The 16,544-nt window shown below is 34.8% G+C and carries 12 protein-coding genes and 2 pseudogenes; 10 read left to right on the forward strand and 4 right to left on the reverse strand.

The window, feature by feature from the left end:
* The first annotated feature begins 199 nt into the window (after window positions 1-199).
* A complete protein-coding gene (locus tag ATHSA_RS10015; RefSeq protein ID WP_232060163.1) occupies window positions 200-2,677 on the forward strand; it encodes a DNA methyltransferase in 2,478 nt (825 codons plus the stop codon).
* Window positions 2,674-3,435 carry a DEAD/DEAH box helicase family protein gene (locus ATHSA_RS10020; RefSeq protein WP_161849067.1) on the forward strand — a complete coding sequence of 254 codons (762 nt, stop codon included), beginning with the start codon at window positions 2,674-2,676 and terminating at the stop codon, window positions 3,433-3,435. The genes ATHSA_RS10015 and ATHSA_RS10020 overlap by 4 nt, the downstream gene beginning before the upstream one ends.
* A gap of 29 nt (window positions 3,436-3,464) precedes the next feature.
* On the opposite strand, the gene ATHSA_RS10025 is transcribed toward ATHSA_RS10020, so the two are convergent.
* A complete protein-coding gene (locus ATHSA_RS10025; protein WP_232060069.1) occupies window positions 3,465-4,691 on the reverse strand; it encodes an IS256 family transposase in 1,227 nt (408 codons plus the stop codon).
* 32 nt (window positions 4,692-4,723) lie between these two features.
* On the opposite strand from ATHSA_RS10025, the gene ATHSA_RS10030 reads away from it, so the two are divergent.
* Together ATHSA_RS10030 and ATHSA_RS10035 are read left to right on the forward strand one after the other, a co-directional pair.
* On the forward strand, window positions 4,724-6,958 hold the full coding sequence (locus ATHSA_RS10030) for a restriction endonuclease subunit R (RefSeq protein ID WP_161849068.1): 2,235 nt from the start codon (window positions 4,724-4,726) through the stop codon (window positions 6,956-6,958).
* Between the two features lie 127 nt (window positions 6,959-7,085).
* Window positions 7,086-7,436, forward strand: a pseudogene (locus tag ATHSA_RS10035) (transposase); the annotation flags it as partial.
* A 22-nt stretch (window positions 7,437-7,458) separates the two neighbouring features.
* Here ATHSA_RS10035 and ATHSA_RS10040 read toward each other — a convergent pair.
* Window positions 7,459-9,105: an IS1634 family transposase gene (locus ATHSA_RS10040; protein WP_232060051.1), complete on the reverse strand. Its 1,647-nt coding sequence runs from the start codon at window positions 9,103-9,105 to the stop codon at window positions 7,459-7,461.
* Window positions 9,106-9,280: 175 nt separating this feature from the next.
* Between ATHSA_RS10040 and ATHSA_RS10045 the strand changes: the two are divergent.
* The 4 genes and pseudogenes from ATHSA_RS10045 to ATHSA_RS10060 form a co-directional block, all read left to right on the forward strand.
* Window positions 9,281-10,162: pseudogene (locus ATHSA_RS10045) on the forward strand (IS256 family transposase); the annotation flags it as partial.
* Window positions 10,163-10,597: 435 nt separating this feature from the next.
* Window positions 10,598-10,792 (forward strand): hypothetical protein, encoded by a 195-nt coding sequence (locus ATHSA_RS10050; RefSeq protein ID WP_161849071.1) that lies wholly within the window; start codon window positions 10,598-10,600, stop codon window positions 10,790-10,792.
* A 567-nt stretch (window positions 10,793-11,359) separates the two neighbouring features.
* The gene (locus ATHSA_RS10055; protein WP_161849072.1) at window positions 11,360-12,421 is read left to right on the forward strand and encodes a FlxA-like family protein; all 1,062 of its coding nucleotides are present in this window, start codon (window positions 11,360-11,362) and stop codon (window positions 12,419-12,421) included.
* 1 nt (window position 12,422) lies between these two features.
* Complete coding sequence (locus ATHSA_RS10060) at window positions 12,423-12,653, forward strand: WGR domain-containing protein (RefSeq protein ID WP_232060164.1); 231 nt, start codon at window positions 12,423-12,425, stop codon at window positions 12,651-12,653.
* A 60-nt stretch (window positions 12,654-12,713) separates the two neighbouring features.
* Here ATHSA_RS10060 and hfq read toward each other — a convergent pair whose 3' ends face one another.
* Window positions 12,714-12,938, reverse strand: coding sequence for an RNA chaperone Hfq (gene hfq, locus ATHSA_RS10065; RefSeq protein WP_161849074.1), 225 nt, complete (start codon window positions 12,936-12,938; stop codon window positions 12,714-12,716).
* Window positions 12,939-13,032: 94 nt separating this feature from the next.
* Here hfq and ATHSA_RS10070 point away from each other — a divergent pair, with 94 nt between their 5' ends.
* Window positions 13,033-13,302: an HU family DNA-binding protein gene (locus ATHSA_RS10070; protein WP_161849075.1), complete on the forward strand. Its 270-nt coding sequence runs from the start codon at window positions 13,033-13,035 to the stop codon at window positions 13,300-13,302.
* Window positions 13,303-13,510: 208 nt separating this feature from the next.
* A complete protein-coding gene (locus tag ATHSA_RS10075) occupies window positions 13,511-13,876 on the forward strand; it encodes a DUF488 domain-containing protein (protein WP_161849076.1) in 366 nt (121 codons plus the stop codon).
* 15 nt (window positions 13,877-13,891) lie between these two features.
* Here ATHSA_RS10075 and ATHSA_RS10080 read toward each other — a convergent pair whose 3' ends face one another.
* The gene (locus ATHSA_RS10080) at window positions 13,892-16,066 is read right to left on the reverse strand and encodes a UvrD-helicase domain-containing protein (protein ID WP_161849077.1); all 2,175 of its coding nucleotides are present in this window, start codon (window positions 16,064-16,066) and stop codon (window positions 13,892-13,894) included.
* Window positions 16,067-16,544 lie beyond the last annotated feature (478 nt).

Below are 16,544 nucleotides of genomic sequence, written 5' to 3' on the forward strand. Positions count from 1 at the left end.
TAAGTCCGACCTTTTGAGGTCATTACTCTAAATCATGTTTGTGGAGGAAGCTAAATCTAAACACAAGCTCAGAGGCTTAAGTATATAGCTAGCTTCTACACAGAATCTGATTTGGGTTTCAAGGCTCTTTACTTATTATTCTACACGAGTATAATATAGAGTGATTAATCTTTAGCACTAATTTGGAGGAAAATCAAAAGTGAACACAAAAGAGGAAAAGTTTTATGAAGCGTTGAGGAATGTGTTTATTGGAGCAAATGTAGAAGGACAAGGTGGCTTCATAAACTTAATGAAGATAAAGTCTAATTACTACAGTAAAATTGAACAATTACTTCATGAAGACATCGAAAGCGCATTAAAAAAATATCCCAATTTCAGGGATGAGTTGTTTGACAAATTATATTCTTTTTTTAGCCGTTACTTTACCGAGAGTGGTTCAATCTATTTCAATTCAACGCCTTTTCATAATAATATCTATGAAAAAGTTTATACAGACGACAAAGATGTTATTTTATTTTGGAAGACGCAAATGCTTTATTACGTGAAGACAGACCGTATATTTAGAAGTATGCCTGTTGAATTCGATAATTTTAAGTTTTATTTTGATGCTTCTACTACTGAAAACAAAAAGGCTAATGAAAAGCGCAATTTGATTTATGAACTTAAAGAGGTAAAAGATGATAAAACAATAGTATTCAATGTTATTTATTCTGAGAAAGGGAAAGTAACCAAAAATGATGACATAATTAAACAGCTTAAGAAAAATAACATTCAGATAACAGATGAGGATTTAGATAGAGCATTTAGGATATTTGAAAAACAAAGTGAAGTAGATTTCTTCATTAACAAAAATGCTAAAGCATTTCTTCAAGAGCAATTTAAACTTTGGAGTTACCAATACTTCTGGGAAGGTGCCAAGGAATGGACATCTGACCGTGTAAATGAGTTGCAGATACTAAAAGATATAGCATTTAAGATAATCGATTTTATTTCTCAATTTGAAGATGAACTTGTAAAGATATGGAATAAACCAAAGTTTGTCAAAAATAGCAATTATGTTATTACACTGGATAGGATAAAAGATGAAAAACTTATTGAAAAGATTCTAAACCACAAAAATATTAATGAGCAGATAAAAGAGTGGCAAGAACTTGGAATTGTGGATGAACAATTCAAAATTGAAGATGTTGTAGTTACTGATCTTACAGGAGTACACTTAAATGATAAATACAAATTTTTGCCAATCGATACTAAATACTTCAAAGACCTTGAATTAGAAATTTTGGATTTATTTGATGATTTAGACAAATCTTTAGACGGCTGGCTGATTAAGAGCGAAAACTACCAGGCATTGAATACAATCTTGCCAAAATTCAAAGAGAAAGTGCAGACAATTTATATTGACCCACCGTTTAATCTTGATTCATCTGATCAGTTTTTATACCGAACCAATTACAAAGATGCTAACTGGGCAACATTGCTGGAAAACAGATTGAAAATTGCAAAAGATTGGCTGAATGGAAAAGGAAGCATTTTTGTAAGATGTGATTATAATGGGAATTGGATTGTAAGACCACTGATGGATAATATTTTGGGGAAAGAGAATTTTAAGAATGAAATAATTATAAATAAATCAATTAGAATTAAAACTGAAGGTAATAAATTCCCAACATGGCATGATACTTTTTATTTTTACTCAAAGAATGGTGATAGTTCGTTTTTCAACCACGTAACCGAGAGAAGGAAAGAAGAAGAATGGCGATCAATTGACACAGAAGGGGAATCATGGGAAATTGTGTCTAGAGATATGCTGAATTTATTTTCGAAGGAGAATCTTAAAATAGATAAAGAAGGGAATTACATAACACGAGCAAGAATAGTGTTAGGAAGAGAAATAGTTCCGAGAGAAGGTCGTAGATTTCCATCACAGAAAGTTATCTCTGAATTAGAAAAACAAGGCAGAATAAGGTTTAGTCAAAATGGTAACCCACAAATGTTAAAACCAAATGAAATATATTTAACAGATAATTGGTCTAATATTTATGGTTATGCAAGTGAATGGGATTTCCAAACTGAAAATTCAGAATTTGGAGTAATGCGTTGTATAGAATCTACTTCCAACAATGGCGATTTGATTCTCGATTTCTTTCTTGGGTCTGGGACAACAACAGCAGTAGCACATAAACTTGGCAGAAAATGGATCGGCATTGAGATGGGAGAACATTTTTACAGCGTAGTTTTGCCAAGAATGAAAAGGGTTTTGTTTTATGATAAATCTGGAATCTCAAAAGATGTGCAAGAATATTACAACGAAAAACAAGCAGGCGGATTTTTTAAATACTACGAACTTGAGCAGTATGAAGAAGCACTTGCGAATTGTAAATATGAAGATGGAGACTTGTTTAATTCGCCAGGCAAAAATCCGTATCAAGAATATGTTTTTATGAAAGATAAAAAGATGCTTGATGCGTTAGAGATTGATTATAAAAGCAACAAAGTGAAAGTGGATTTGTCACAACTCTATCCAAATATTGATATTGCTGAGACTCTATCTAATCTTACTGGCAAATGGATAAAGAAAATTAGTGAAAGTGAAGTAGAATTTGAAGATGGAACAAAGATTAACATACAAGACTTAGATTATAAACTGATAAAGCCTTTAATTTGGTGGGAATGATAAAAATGGAACTATACTTACAAAATATAATGGAATCAATACAATTTGAAAATTTACCTTCAGAGTGGACTAACTTTGACTTTGTCAAGTTTTCAGATAAAAAGAAACTATTTGATTACCAACAGGATGCATTGAAAAACGTATTGAAAGCTTTGTATAAGTATTACAAAGATTTCAATGCAGATAAAAGACTATTCTTTCAATTTTATAAAAACAATGGTTTCTCTGAAAATTTAGATTTTGTGATTAATAATAATAAGATCCTAAGTATCTTTGAAGAATTTAACAATGATTATGGAATTACAGGAAATACAATTGCTTTTTATAACTTCATAAACCGTATGAGTTTCTGGATGGCTACAGGTAGCGGTAAAACTATTGTCATCGTTAAATTAATTGAATTGCTTATCAACTTAATGAAAGAGAATCAAATACCCAAAAAAGATATACTCTTTCTTACATACAGAGAGGATCTTATAGATCAGTTTAAAAGTCACATAGAAGAATTTAATAAGTCTATAGGCAATTTGAATATAAATCTAAATGATCTAAAGCAATATGACAGCATAAAAAGAGAAAGTAGAATGAACATTAACAATGGAGTTGATATTTTTTATTACCGAAGTGATTTAATATCAGACGAACAGAAAGACAAAATCATAGATTTTAGAAATTACGATAATAATGGTAATTGGTATATTTTACTTGATGAAGCACATAAAGGGGACAGAGAAGACAGTAAAAGGGTCTGTCAATAGTTTTGTGTAAACTCCATTTTTGTCAGTATTCATAAGTATTTAGACACTCTTTCCCCAAAATGTACCTTTAATTGCTGTAAAATTTGATTCCAGTCTTTTACCTTCATCACCCATTTTTTCTTTATCTCAACTACTGCCAAATAAAGCAATTTGAATATAGCCGTATCGTTAGGTAAAACATCTCTGTTCTTTGTTTTCCTCCTCAATTGCATGTTAAAACTTTCTATCGGATTTGTAGTATAGATGAGTTTCCTTATCTCAGGAGTAAATTGATACATCGTGGATATCCTGTCAAAACTCTTTTCCCATACATTCACAGCTAAAGGATATTTCTCAGACCACTTTTCTTTCAAAGCGTTTAATCCCTTTCGTGCCGATTCTTCTGTCGGCGCTTGATATATACTCTTCGTATCCTTGGAGAACTCTTTTAAATCCTTGTACGAAACGTATTTCATTCCATTCCTTATGACATGAACGACGCATCCCTGCAATTCAGTTTCAGGATAAATCGCTTCAACCGCTTCTTTCATCCCACTAAGTCCATCTGTTGTCATTATGAGAATGTCTTTAACACCACGATTTCGTAAATCACTTAAAACCTTGGCCCAATACTTGGATGTTTCTGTTTCTGCTATCCACATACCTAAAACATCTTTTTGTCCACCTAAATCTATTCCTACCGCAAAATAAACCGTCTTGTTTATTACCTGTTCATTTTCCCGCACATTATACCTTATCCCGTCAAGATAAACTATGGCGTATACTTCTTCAAGCCGCCTGTTTCTCCATTCTTCCATGAGCGGTATTATCTTATCCGTTATCCTCGATAAGGTTTCATTTGAAAGTTCCGCTCCGTAAATATCCTCTATCTGATTCCCAATTTCGGAGAATGTCATCCCATTAGCATACATGGATATTATCCTGTCTTCTATACCAGAAATATCTCTTTGGCGTTTCTTAACAACCTGAGGTTCAAAATCGGAATTCCTGTCTCGTGGAACTTCTATTTCAGTTTCACCGTATTTCGACATAACCGTTTTCTTCGATTTGCCATTTCTTGAATTATCCGTCATCTTAGACTTGTAATCGTATTTGGTATATCCAAGTTGGTCCTCTAATTCAGCCTCAAGCATTTCTTCAATAACCGATGAAAACATCCTTTTTAGAGATTCTTCGATACCTGCAATATCTTTGATATCATTGTCTTTGATAAACTTTCTGATCTCATCTTTGGACATTAGTCTTTTCTTTTCCATGATTCTCCTCCTTTGAGTTTATTTTACTCAAAATGGAGGTTTACACAAATAATCTTATACTCCCCAGTAAAAGGCAACAATTTTATTCTTTATTATCTCGTAATGGTTTCTTATTTAATTTTTCTGCTACTTTTACAGATCCAATAGATTTTGCAACATGTGCTTTTAATTTTAATTTGGAAAAATTTATTCAACAAGGATATGGTAAGCATATTTATATTTCGCAATCAGATATATCAGCATTAGCAAAAAAAGAAGATTTTACGGAAACACAAAAGAAAGTTACTATTCTTAAAGTATTACTCTTACACACTTATATTAAGAAACAAAAGAAGGATATTTCCAAATATTATCATAATCCGTTAATATTGACGCTTGTAAATTCTGTAAATACAGAAGATTCTGATTTGTATTTATTTTTTAGGGAAATAGTAAATATTGCAAATAAAGATTTTGATAATGATGTACTATCAAAAGCAAAGCAAGAATTATTAAGAAATTTGAATGGACAATGTGAGTTTGATAATGAAAAAATTGATTTACTACAAAACACGATAGATAATTTAACATATGAAGACATCTTAGAAGGTGCTTTTAATTCAAACAATCCTGGTAGAATAGAAATTTTAAAAATACCTGGCAATAGACAAGAAATCATTTTAAAACTCGCGACGAGTGATAGGCCTTTTGCTTTAATTAAGATAGGTGATATTTCTGATTGGTTAAAGAATAAACTTAATGGATATCAGATTATAGAAAGATTTGATAATGAGAGCTTTTTTAGAGATATTAATAGAGACAATTCAGATATAAATATTTTGATGGGATCTCGTTCATTTTACGAAGGCTGGGATAGTAATCGGCCAAATATAATTTTATATATAAATATCGGTAAGGGAATTGACGCAAGAAAGTTTGTTCTTCAATCCATTGGTAGAGGAGTAAGAGTGGAACCACTACCAAATAAAAGAAAACGGTTGCAATTTTTATATAATAACAATGAAATTGATATTAGTATCTTCAATAATCTTAAAGATAAAGTCAAATTCATTGAAACTTTATTTGTATTCGGCACTAAAGTAGAAAATTTAAAGGAAGTAATTGAAACGCTCAAAGAGGAAGAACAGGAGGAACTCATAGGAGACTTATTTGAAATTAATCCACAAATAAAAGACAAATTATTGCTTATACCTACATATAAAGAAAGTGGCAAACTTTTGGTAGATGAAAGAAATACTTTTCCTATAAATAAAGAAGATTATGATTTAATCAAGAATTATGTTAATTTCGTCGATGATAAAATCAAAATTGTTAAATATGATTGCCAGCCTAAAGTATTAGTTAAAATAAAAGATAGTCTTTCAGATAGCACTTATACCAATTATTATAAAATAGACGGAAATATCATGGCTTTAAACAAACCAGAATTAATATTTACTTCTATTTTAAAGCATTTTTCTATTCATGATGATGAATTGTCAGAATTTAAAAAAATTGAAAATGAGATTATACATTTTAAACAGATAAAAATATCAAAAGATAAAGCCAACAATATAAGAGAAAAGATTGAAAAAATTAGGAATTACGATAAAAAACAAGATGAAATAAACAAACTTAAAAATGATTTGAATTCAGGGTCAATAAACCTTGATCAATTTACAGAAAAGATACAAAAATTAGGAGAACAATATCCAGAATTTCTTAAGGAAGATCATTTACATATAAAATATCTGTCTAAATATTACTATATTCCCATTCTCCTTTCAGAAGATGATAACATTATATACATTAAGCACATTATCAAAGTAGGCAGTGAGTCTAAATTTGTGGAAGACTTAGAAGAATATTTAAAGAAAGATAGTAACTTTTTCAGTAAATTTGATTGGTGGTTTTTTTCAAAAATTGATGAAACATTAGATGAGATTTACATTCCTTACTACCAGCCTAAGGTAAATAAAATGGAGAAGTTCAAGCCTGATTTTATTTTTTGGATGCAAAAAGGGAATGAATATATAATTTTGTTTGTTGATCCTAAGGGAACAGAATTTTCAGATGCATATAGAAAAATAGATGGATTTAAACACATATTCTCGGACGAATCGGGTAAGTGCAAAATATTCAAATATAACGAATTTAGTGTAAAAGTTTGTCTATTATTGAAGACTGAAGATATAAGTAAAGTTCCGCAAGAATATAGGCAATACTGGTTTGATAATTTAGAAATTCTTGCACACAAAATTTTTGAATTAACGAAGCTGGAGAAGTAATTCATATCAAACACAAGATAAACCAAAGTACGTATTTATAAAATATAGTCATTGGAAAAAACTGGGAGTATAAGATTATTTGTGTAAACCTCCATTTTGAGTAAAATAAACTCAAAGGAGGAGAATCATGGAAAAGAAAAGACTAATGTCCAAAGATGAGATCAGAAAGTTTATCAAAGACAATGATATCAAAGATATTGCAGGTATCGAAGAATCTCTAAAAAGGATGTTTTCATCGGTTATTGAAGAAATGCTTGAGGCTGAATTAGAGGACCAACTTGGATATACCAAATACGATTACAAGTCTAAGATGACGGATAATTCAAGAAATGGCAAATCGAAGAAAACGGTTATGTCGAAATACGGTGAAACTGAAATAGAAGTTCCACGAGACAGGAATTCCGATTTTGAACCTCAGGTTGTTAAGAAACGCCAAAGAGATATTTCTGGTATAGAAGACAGGATAATATCCATGTATCCCACATTTCGCACATCTTTGATCAGAAATAATATTTTTCATATTCAACTCCCAAAAGTCTTATCACTTTGATCTGCAAATCTTTTAAATTCGCTATCTGTGTGGTTGTTTGCCCATCTGTAACCACATTTACAACGGTTATGTTCATGAAGTTCTGACATATCCACCTGAATGTCGGCCTGTTTGTCGGCTTTTTCAACTGATTCGGAAATGTTTGCCCTGTCTCTTTCAATGTGCGCCTTATTTCCCATTCCGAAAGCGAGTACACCAATAACGTCAATACCATTATCATCACAAGTGCCTGAATCCGTCCGGGCTTTTTCAGATACACATCGCTTACTCCGAAACTTTTGTCTTTCAAAAACCTGAATCCTCTTTCGACCGTTGTCTGGTTTTTGTAATATTCGAGCACTTTTTCATCTTCAAGTTCAATGTCGTTCGTTGAAAGTATGAATCTTCCGAGTTTTGCTTTGGCCTTTTCAACCGCTTCTTCATTCAGACCTATCTCAGCATCTATTTCATACATTTCTATCGTCGGATCCCCATCTTTAGGCCTTCCTCTTTTCCCGTCAGTTCTGACTCTTACGCTCTTTATCTCAAACTTGTCGTATTTGAAAAGAGGATGAGCTTCCATCCATTGTCTGGACTTGTTTATTCCGTCTTCAGAACAAAAATACCGTTCTTTCGTCACAGTCTTTTTCAATGACTTTTCCGCTTCTGTCTTGCTTTTTTTCAAATGCCTGTCAAATGTTTTCAGTTCCTGTTCTTTAAGATATTTCGAATTCACCATTATCCATTTTTGTTTTATCCCGCCGTAATTGCTTATTTCGGAATACACTTCATATCCTTCAATTTTGGTCGGACGAAATTCAACTTCTTTATTTAGCATTTCTTCAGCCTCTTTTATCGTAGACGGCACATGGCTTATCCAGTATGTTGTTCTGAGTTCGCTAATGTTTTCCGCAGTGTAGAAAGCACTGTCTGCCACATGATAGACTTTCTTGTCTTTGTCAATGTTCTTCCTGATTGCTTTGACCATTTCTTTGATCGACTCTTTATCCGATTCGTTCCCGTTGTATGTTTTGGCAAACATCGGCATTCCATGCTGATTTACAACCATCCCTATCACGAATTGTTTCAAATCCTGTCTGTGATCTTTCGAATGACCGAAGGTGATCTTAAAACCATTCGTCCCGTCTTCCATCTCGTAATTGCCGCTTACACTCACGCTTGTGGTATCGGTGTGAACGAGGTGAACATCCATTTCAAGTTTGTTCAAAGCGTGCGCCGCTATCTCTTGAAATAATTCCGTTGGACCGTAATCATAAATCTTGTCAAGCACTCTGCCGAGAGCGTCATCGTTAAGATCTTCCGGTTTAGTTCCTTCGCCTAAAAGTTTCTCAACATCCCAGTTCTCAAAATAACTCCCTGCAAAGTACAATCTCCTGTCAACAAAACCAAGCCCGAGTATGATCATCGCTTTTATTATCGCAGACGTTGAAAGATTGAAGTTCCGGACTTTCGGTATTCTCTTTTCAATGACCTCTCCCATTTCAAATTTATCAAATGTCCCAGCCACAAGTCCATGGTGATCAAGTTGCTTTGTAGTGATTTCCATTTTTCTACCTCCGCTGTCTTTTTCAAATAGATCATAGCAGCAGAAAGGCATAAATCAATGGACTCTATCCGAAACGGTAAATAGTGGTATAATCTTTGTGATGTGCGTCAAGGTTACAGCAAATGCTTCTTTGGCTATTACTGACTCTAATCATTTCCCACTTTCAATTTTAAAACATGAGTTTCAAATAAATCCAAAAAACTGTTTTTTATCTGCGGAAAGTGGGATGTATGCTAATGGGATGACATTCTCCGAAATTGGGAATCAGATAGAGGATATTTACGGAGCGGAACTTTCAAATGAAACCTTATCGAGGATAACGGATAAGATAATACCGCTCATGGAAGAATGGAGAAACAGGCGGCTTGAAGAAGTATACGCCATAGTTTATCTTGACGGGATAAGGTATAATGTGCGGGAAAATGAACAGGTAATAAACAAGACGGTTTATTTTGCGGTAGGAATAGATTTAGGTGGACAAAAAGATGTTTTAGGTATGTGGATAGCAGAAACAGAAACATCCAAGTATTGGGCCAAGGTTTTAAGTGATTTACGAAATCGTGGTGTTAAAGACATTCTCATAATGACAACAGATGGACTTAGTGGGATGAAAGAAGCGGTTGAAGCGATTTATCCTGAAACTGAATTGCAGGGATGCGTCGTTCATGTCATAAGGAATGGAATGAAATACGTTTCGTACAAGGATTTAAAAGAGTTCTCCAAGGATACGAAGAGTATATATCAAGCGCCGACAGAAGAATCGGCACGAAAGGGATTAAACGCTTTGAAAGAAAAGTGGTCTGAGAAATATCCTTTAGCTGTGAATGTATGGGAAAAGAGTTTTGACAGGATATCCACGATGTATCAATTTACTCCTGAGATAAGGAAACTCATCTATACTACAAATCCGATAGAAAGTTTTAACATGCAATTGAGGAGGAAAACAAAGAACAGAGATGTTTTACCTAACGATACGGCTATATTCAAATTGCTTTATTTGGCAGTAGTTGAGATAAAGAAAAAATGGGTGATGAAGGTAAAAGACTGGAATCAAATTTTACAGCAATTAAAGGTACATTTTGGGGAAAGAGTGTCTAAATACTTATGAATACTGACAAAAATGGAGTTTACACAAAACTATTGACAGACCCAATATAACCTCAAGACTGTTGGGTGACTATGGTATATGCTACAACCCGACAGAGGCTGGATCCCGTGCAAATACAGTCCATTATGCATCCTTCCGGATTGTCTCTATTTGTTTTAATCAAAGACTATAATATATGATCTGACAGATATCATTATACCTTACCGTACAAATGAATATTCTATTTCACAGATCACAAAATAAACTTACTATCAAGCCTGGAATCCAAATCGGTCTACAACTGGCCTGCCACATTTCCAGCATCGCTAAATCCTGCCTGTAGAATCCATCTTTTATCTCCGCTTAGATGAGTTTGTAATTTCAGGTGCCAAAGTCGAGTGGGTTTCCCTCCCATCAGGATACGTTATATTCAACTTCGAATACGGAAGAACCAAAATGAATATTCTTGCAGATGAGGATGTATGTATTGAGACAGTACGTACCTTTGTAAGCCGGTTGAAGGAGAACCATACCCCGAACGAGATAAACGAAATCACAGAGAATTCAAACAATTCAATGCCATCCAACATAATCAATGTGGACATGACAACTATAAGAGAACTTCTTGAAAAAAGAAAGGTAAAGACATAATCTGTACCACATACCTGTCTTCTAAAATATAGAGCACGTAAACGACGTTAACTGTCAGTCATCCCGAGCATCTCAGCCTTTAAATTTAGACTCTGAAGATCAAATAAGACGATTTACACGGGTAAAGCCTCAACATACACAAATCAAATAAACTAACCTCTGAATAAAGACGGCACAAGTAAATAGCGTGCAAAATTAAAATCACGACACGCTTATGTGTTTGTGTGTATTTGGCAAGATTGCATTTGGCAAGATCAAATTTATCCACACCGCGAAATTGATCCGCGAATATAATCTGCCTTTTTATATATCGCTAAAGAAAGGTAACTAAGCATGTAAAATAACAATTCAAAAGGCAATGCGTTATTTACACCTATATTATTGCGTGTTATTTTAGGCGCTTTGTGTACGATTATAAATTCATTTTGCAACAAAATATATGTTATTTATTTTCGTGAATATATTAGAATATACTATATTGATAATTTATCTATTTTATGATATTATATTTATGCATTATGCGTGTTTTAGGAGGATGGTATGGACTACGACGAGTTTGTCTCTTTTATGGCAGATTACAATCAACGACTTTATCCAAATCACAACAATATGTGGAAAAAGATCCATCTTCTCAATTCCGAAAACCTAAACCGACAAACCCTCAAAACTTTAGACCGCTTTGAATCTACTCTCTCAAAAGCATTAAAGCGTTTTTCGAAATCAGATATCGAGAGTCTCCTTAATACAGATCACGGTCCAAGACCCCATCCAAATACATTTATCCTTAAGAAACTCGGTATCAGTCCAAAGACATACAAAACGATCCGGTACGCAATCTTTAACCACACAAGGCATGCAGATGGAAACAATCCGGATAATCTTGTGCCGTCTGTGAATAAATATAATCCCTATATTGATAATATTGGTAATTCCCAGAATGAGGAAATAAAGTCTGTTCTGGAGTATGAACCTAAATCATCTTCAGAGGAGAGTAGTCAAGATTGCGAAGTTCAAATTAAGCAGTTGCAAAGTCAAATTGACGGGATTAAATCCGCAATCAAAAATATGTCCGACAATCTGACAGAGTACCTTATTTCCTACATAACAGACTTTGAAAATGATCAAAAAGAAAAACTAAGGGATGATCTTAGAGCGGAGATAAAGCAGATACGGCAGCAAATATCTAAAAAGTATGCACAGATTCAATCTGCAAATGCAGGAGAGGCTTTTCTTGGTGGACTTTTAGGTGGCGGTGCCGTATTAGCAATTGAAGAGATCATCAAAAAATTGACTTCAAATCCAATTGAAGACCTTGAAAATAGAATAAACGAGATTTCGCAAAATATTTATCAAATGAATCAATCTCTTCAAATTCAACAAAGAAATATTGAGATCCTCTTTGAATGGGTAAAATCTATAGCTAACATAACAGATGGATTTAATTATCTGAGATTATTTCGTGTACCTATAACGCAAGAAGACTGGGATAGACTTTCAGACGATGTAAAGCAAAGCTGGTCTCCTTTTCATATAAAACCTCCTCTTACAGATGAAAAGCGGAAAGCGATAGCAGAGTTTATAAAGCGGAATGAACCTCCTACTGTGGAGATGTGTTATGACCTCGGATGAAATGATTAGATTCACAAAGGTAGACGAAAGCAGGAATATGAAAAGGTTCTATATCCTTTATCCAGTCTACGACACACTTTTAGATGGGGTGTATGCCGTTGTCTCCGAATACGGAAGGATTGGAAGGACGGGGAGAACCTTCATAAAGCTCTTCACAGATCACAAAAGTGCTGTCAGCTACTATAATCACTGCATCTCAAAAAGAATCTATCATGGATATTCAAGAAATTAAAATCTCTCAAGGAATGGATCTTTATATTTGACCTTGCACATTCAGATATTGCATATGGCTTTACGATTTGTCCATATCCGGTGATAACGACAACATTAACGAAGGTGTTATAGTGCTTATTGCATGCTTGTAGATGATGCTTTGCTGTTTCCCGTCATCGACAAACACAACATACTGGTCAAAGGCCTTTACAATCCCATCCACATGGACTCCGTTGACAAGGTACACCCTGACCTCAATCTTTTTGTCTTTGAGTATCCCAAGCATTCCGTCTTGAACTGACATTATTCCCTCCTGCAGCGTTCGCTATTTTATTTATTGACATTATACTCCAACGATGGTATATTCATCTAAATCGCTAACCAAAGGAGAGGATACCATGAACAAAAAGGAACTTGTCAATGAAGTTTCCAAATACACCGGCATGACAAAAAAAGATGTCGCCGAGATCATCGATGCAATAACAAGAACTATAGAGAAAACTGTTGGCGGGGGAGAAGAGGTATCTCTGACAGGCTTTGGTAAGTTTCTATCGTATAAAAGGGCCGAGAGGAATGGAAGGAATCCGAGGACTGGAAAGACAATGAAGATAAAGGCAAAGAAGGTTCCAAAGTTTAGAGCTGGAAAAGATCTTAAGGTCAATTTGTGACAGTATTGGTTGTGACCGTTGTCGACGTCGTATCGGGATCGGGTGTATCGGGGGATACTCAATCTTTTTAGAGGGAAGGAAAACATCCCCGTAAAGGGCCCAAAAATGCGTTTAGAGAGGTTTTGGGGGTGGGGAGAGTAAAAGATACCCAAAACTAATTTACCCCCTTTTTTGGACCTATAGGAGCGTATGGCGGGAGGAGATTGGCATGATAAAGGTAAAGCGTGTATACGATGAAGCTGAAAATGATGACGGAAAACGCTTTCTGGTTGAAAGGCTTTGGCCGAGAGGAATCAAGAAAGAATCGATAAAGTGCGAATGGCTTAAAGATGTGGCCCCGGATACCAAACTGAGAAAATGGTTCAATCATGAACCTGAAAAATGGGAAGAATTCAAAAAAAGATACTTTGCACAATTAGAGAATAACAGACATTATCTCGAGCCAATACTTAATGCTGCAAAGAATGGAAATGTTACCCTCTTATACAGCGCGAGAGATAGGATACACAACGGAGCCATTGTTTTGAAAGAATACATCGAATCTTTAACGCATGAGGTCGATTCGAATACCTAGCATATCATTTTTCCGTTATTCTTTCTGAGTGTCATCAATTTCTAACATTGTCTTTTCTACGATCCTTTTAATGTCTCCGGAAAAGAGTGTATCGCTGTTTTCAATATCTGCGATATCTGCCTTTTCCCGTGCCCTTGTCACAGCCACGTAGAGCAGATTTATTTCCTCGATTATGTCCTCTATCTCATTGCTCTCGCCCTTATTTTGCATGTAAATGAATCTCGGTATCCCGCCCCTTCTTCCTATCGCCTTGAATAAATTGGGATAATCATCTGAGAGATGGATCTCGTCCCATTCAAGTCCTTTGGACGTATGTGCAGTTGTAAGGTAGACCCGAGCATTTTCTAAATTGAACTGATCCATTGCCTTAAGAAAGCATTTCTCTATCACGGAAGATTTACGCTTTGCTATGCTTATTGCAGACATCATCTCTATGTCGTTAACATCTCTTGCATATTCTTCGAGCTCATCCAGTCTTTTGAACCTTTCGAGAAAAGATAGATCCGCTGGAATTTCGTAATTTATCCTTGGATTCGTGAAAAGTTTTGTAATCGACATTGGAAGTTTGAAAAGTTCGCGGGGATCTCTAACCGTCTTCCAGTCATTGTTTCTAATCATCCAAGAAATTATCTCGACTATCTTTGCATTTGTTCTCGTTATAAACGCCTTGTTTGATACGCTTCTGTGTGGCGCAACACCACGTATTCTTATTCTTTCGGCCTTCAGGGTGGAAAGCAGATTGTTAGCAAGTGTGGCTATTTCTTCATGAAACCTGAAAGAATTGGTAAGAGGCATTTCCTCGGCTCTATCCGAAAGGAACCTTCCAGAGATGTCAAGACTATTTCTGAATCCATAAATCTTTTGATGCCTGTCTCCTATAACAACCTTCTGACCCTTTATCCTGTTGACTATATCGTAGGTAATAAGATTGCTGTCTTGTGCTTCATCTAAAAGAATCGCGTCGTATCTCACGCTGTCCGCCATTCCAAGGCGCTGAAATTGCTTGAGATAGAAATTGTGTGTAACAGGGATCTTTCCATCCTCCATCTTCCTGTAGAACTGTTCGGTGTATCTTAACGCCTTCCCGATGCTTATGGCACCGGTTTTAACAAGAGATAACAGATCAATGTTGTCCCTGAAAAAAAGGCTGAAATCAAGATCTCCAATCTCCATGACATTGCTGTAGCAAAACTCGTCAAAGATGATTTTGACAGCCCTCGCATAGTCGTAATCTACGCCAAGCGTATCTGCTATATTCGGTATCTGGTAGTTATTTACAAAGTTTGATACATTGATTTTATCCTTCATGAAGCCGAAGGCAAGAGAATGTATAGTTCTTACACTGACATTGCTACCAAAAGTCTTCCTTGCACTCTCGGCAGCAACCCTGTTAAAGACGATATATAAGAACCTTCTCTTTGGATATGTCAGTGTCAGCAACTTGAGAGTTGTCGTTTTCCCGGTACCGGCAAAGGCACGAACGAGGATGTTCTTCCCATCTCCAAACCTTTTTATTATCTCTTCCTGCTCGTCTGTCGGTTTTAAGTTCGAAGATTTCGAATCCAAAGACTTTGAATCCAATCGCTTCAATTCTGAAGGTGAAAAAGAAGCGCTGAAAGTTTTAGTGACAGATTCTGAATCTGGAGATTCTAATTCTGGGTATTTCAAAGGTTTCAGAGACTTGGAGGAAGATTTTACATCTGGATGATCTGGAAGGGTTGATGAACTGGATTTTTGATTATTTTTGTCATCCAGCTGTGATGTGAAAGATGATCTGAGAAGTTTATCTATTGTTGTGTATTTCGGCCTTGTGTGGATAAAACCGGTCTTCTTACTCGAATCATCTACAATTGGGCTACATGGCTTTATCTTATCGAGGATAAAGATTGTCTTTCTCTCTCCGGAGGCAAGAGATTTTACGAATCCTGCGTCTCTAATTCTTAAGTAATCGATAAAGGGGATATTAGTACCTGGATATATATCGTGGATAAGATCAACATCATCTAATACGGATACGATCCTTGCAAATACCCTTATGATACCATCTGAATAGAAAGCGATGTATTTTGATGGTTTAAAAGGCCTTCTATTTTTTGCTATGAATAAACCGTACTTAATTGCTGCTTCCTCGTATTTGAACCCTGGGATGATAAGAACGTTATTTGTATCTTTCCATTTTCTTTTGATCACTTCATTTACCTCTTTTGCTCATCTATGATAATTATACCCGATGATAGTTATGAGTTGGATCGATTAGATTTGTGTGTTTAACGTTGTTATTTGGTTTTACCAGATCTATATTGATATAAAATCTTACTTTGAACTTATTTGTTAGTTTTTAATTTCATATAGGACACAGACGAACTTTATCTGTTTTGTTGTGTTTTAATTGTTTTAAAACTGTTTTGTTAGTTTTCGGCTGCGTCTTTCGGCTTCGGAGAATGGCTTAAAATAAAGAAAAATAGATTGGAAAAAAGAGTTTTTGGAATACTAAAAAAGAGTTTTTGGAATACTAAAAAAGAGTTTTTGGAATACTAAAAAAGAGTTTTTGGAATACTAAAAAAGAGTTTTTGGAATACTAAAAAAGAGTTTTTGGAATACTAAAAAAGAGATCTGTATTTAATTATCTCTTTTTTATAGTATAATCCTTTTCAAGGAGGTATCTATT

The organism is Athalassotoga saccharophila (genome assembly GCF_009936215.1).
Classification (GTDB): Bacteria; Thermotogota; Thermotogae; order Mesoaciditogales; family Mesoaciditogaceae; genus Athalassotoga; species Athalassotoga saccharophila.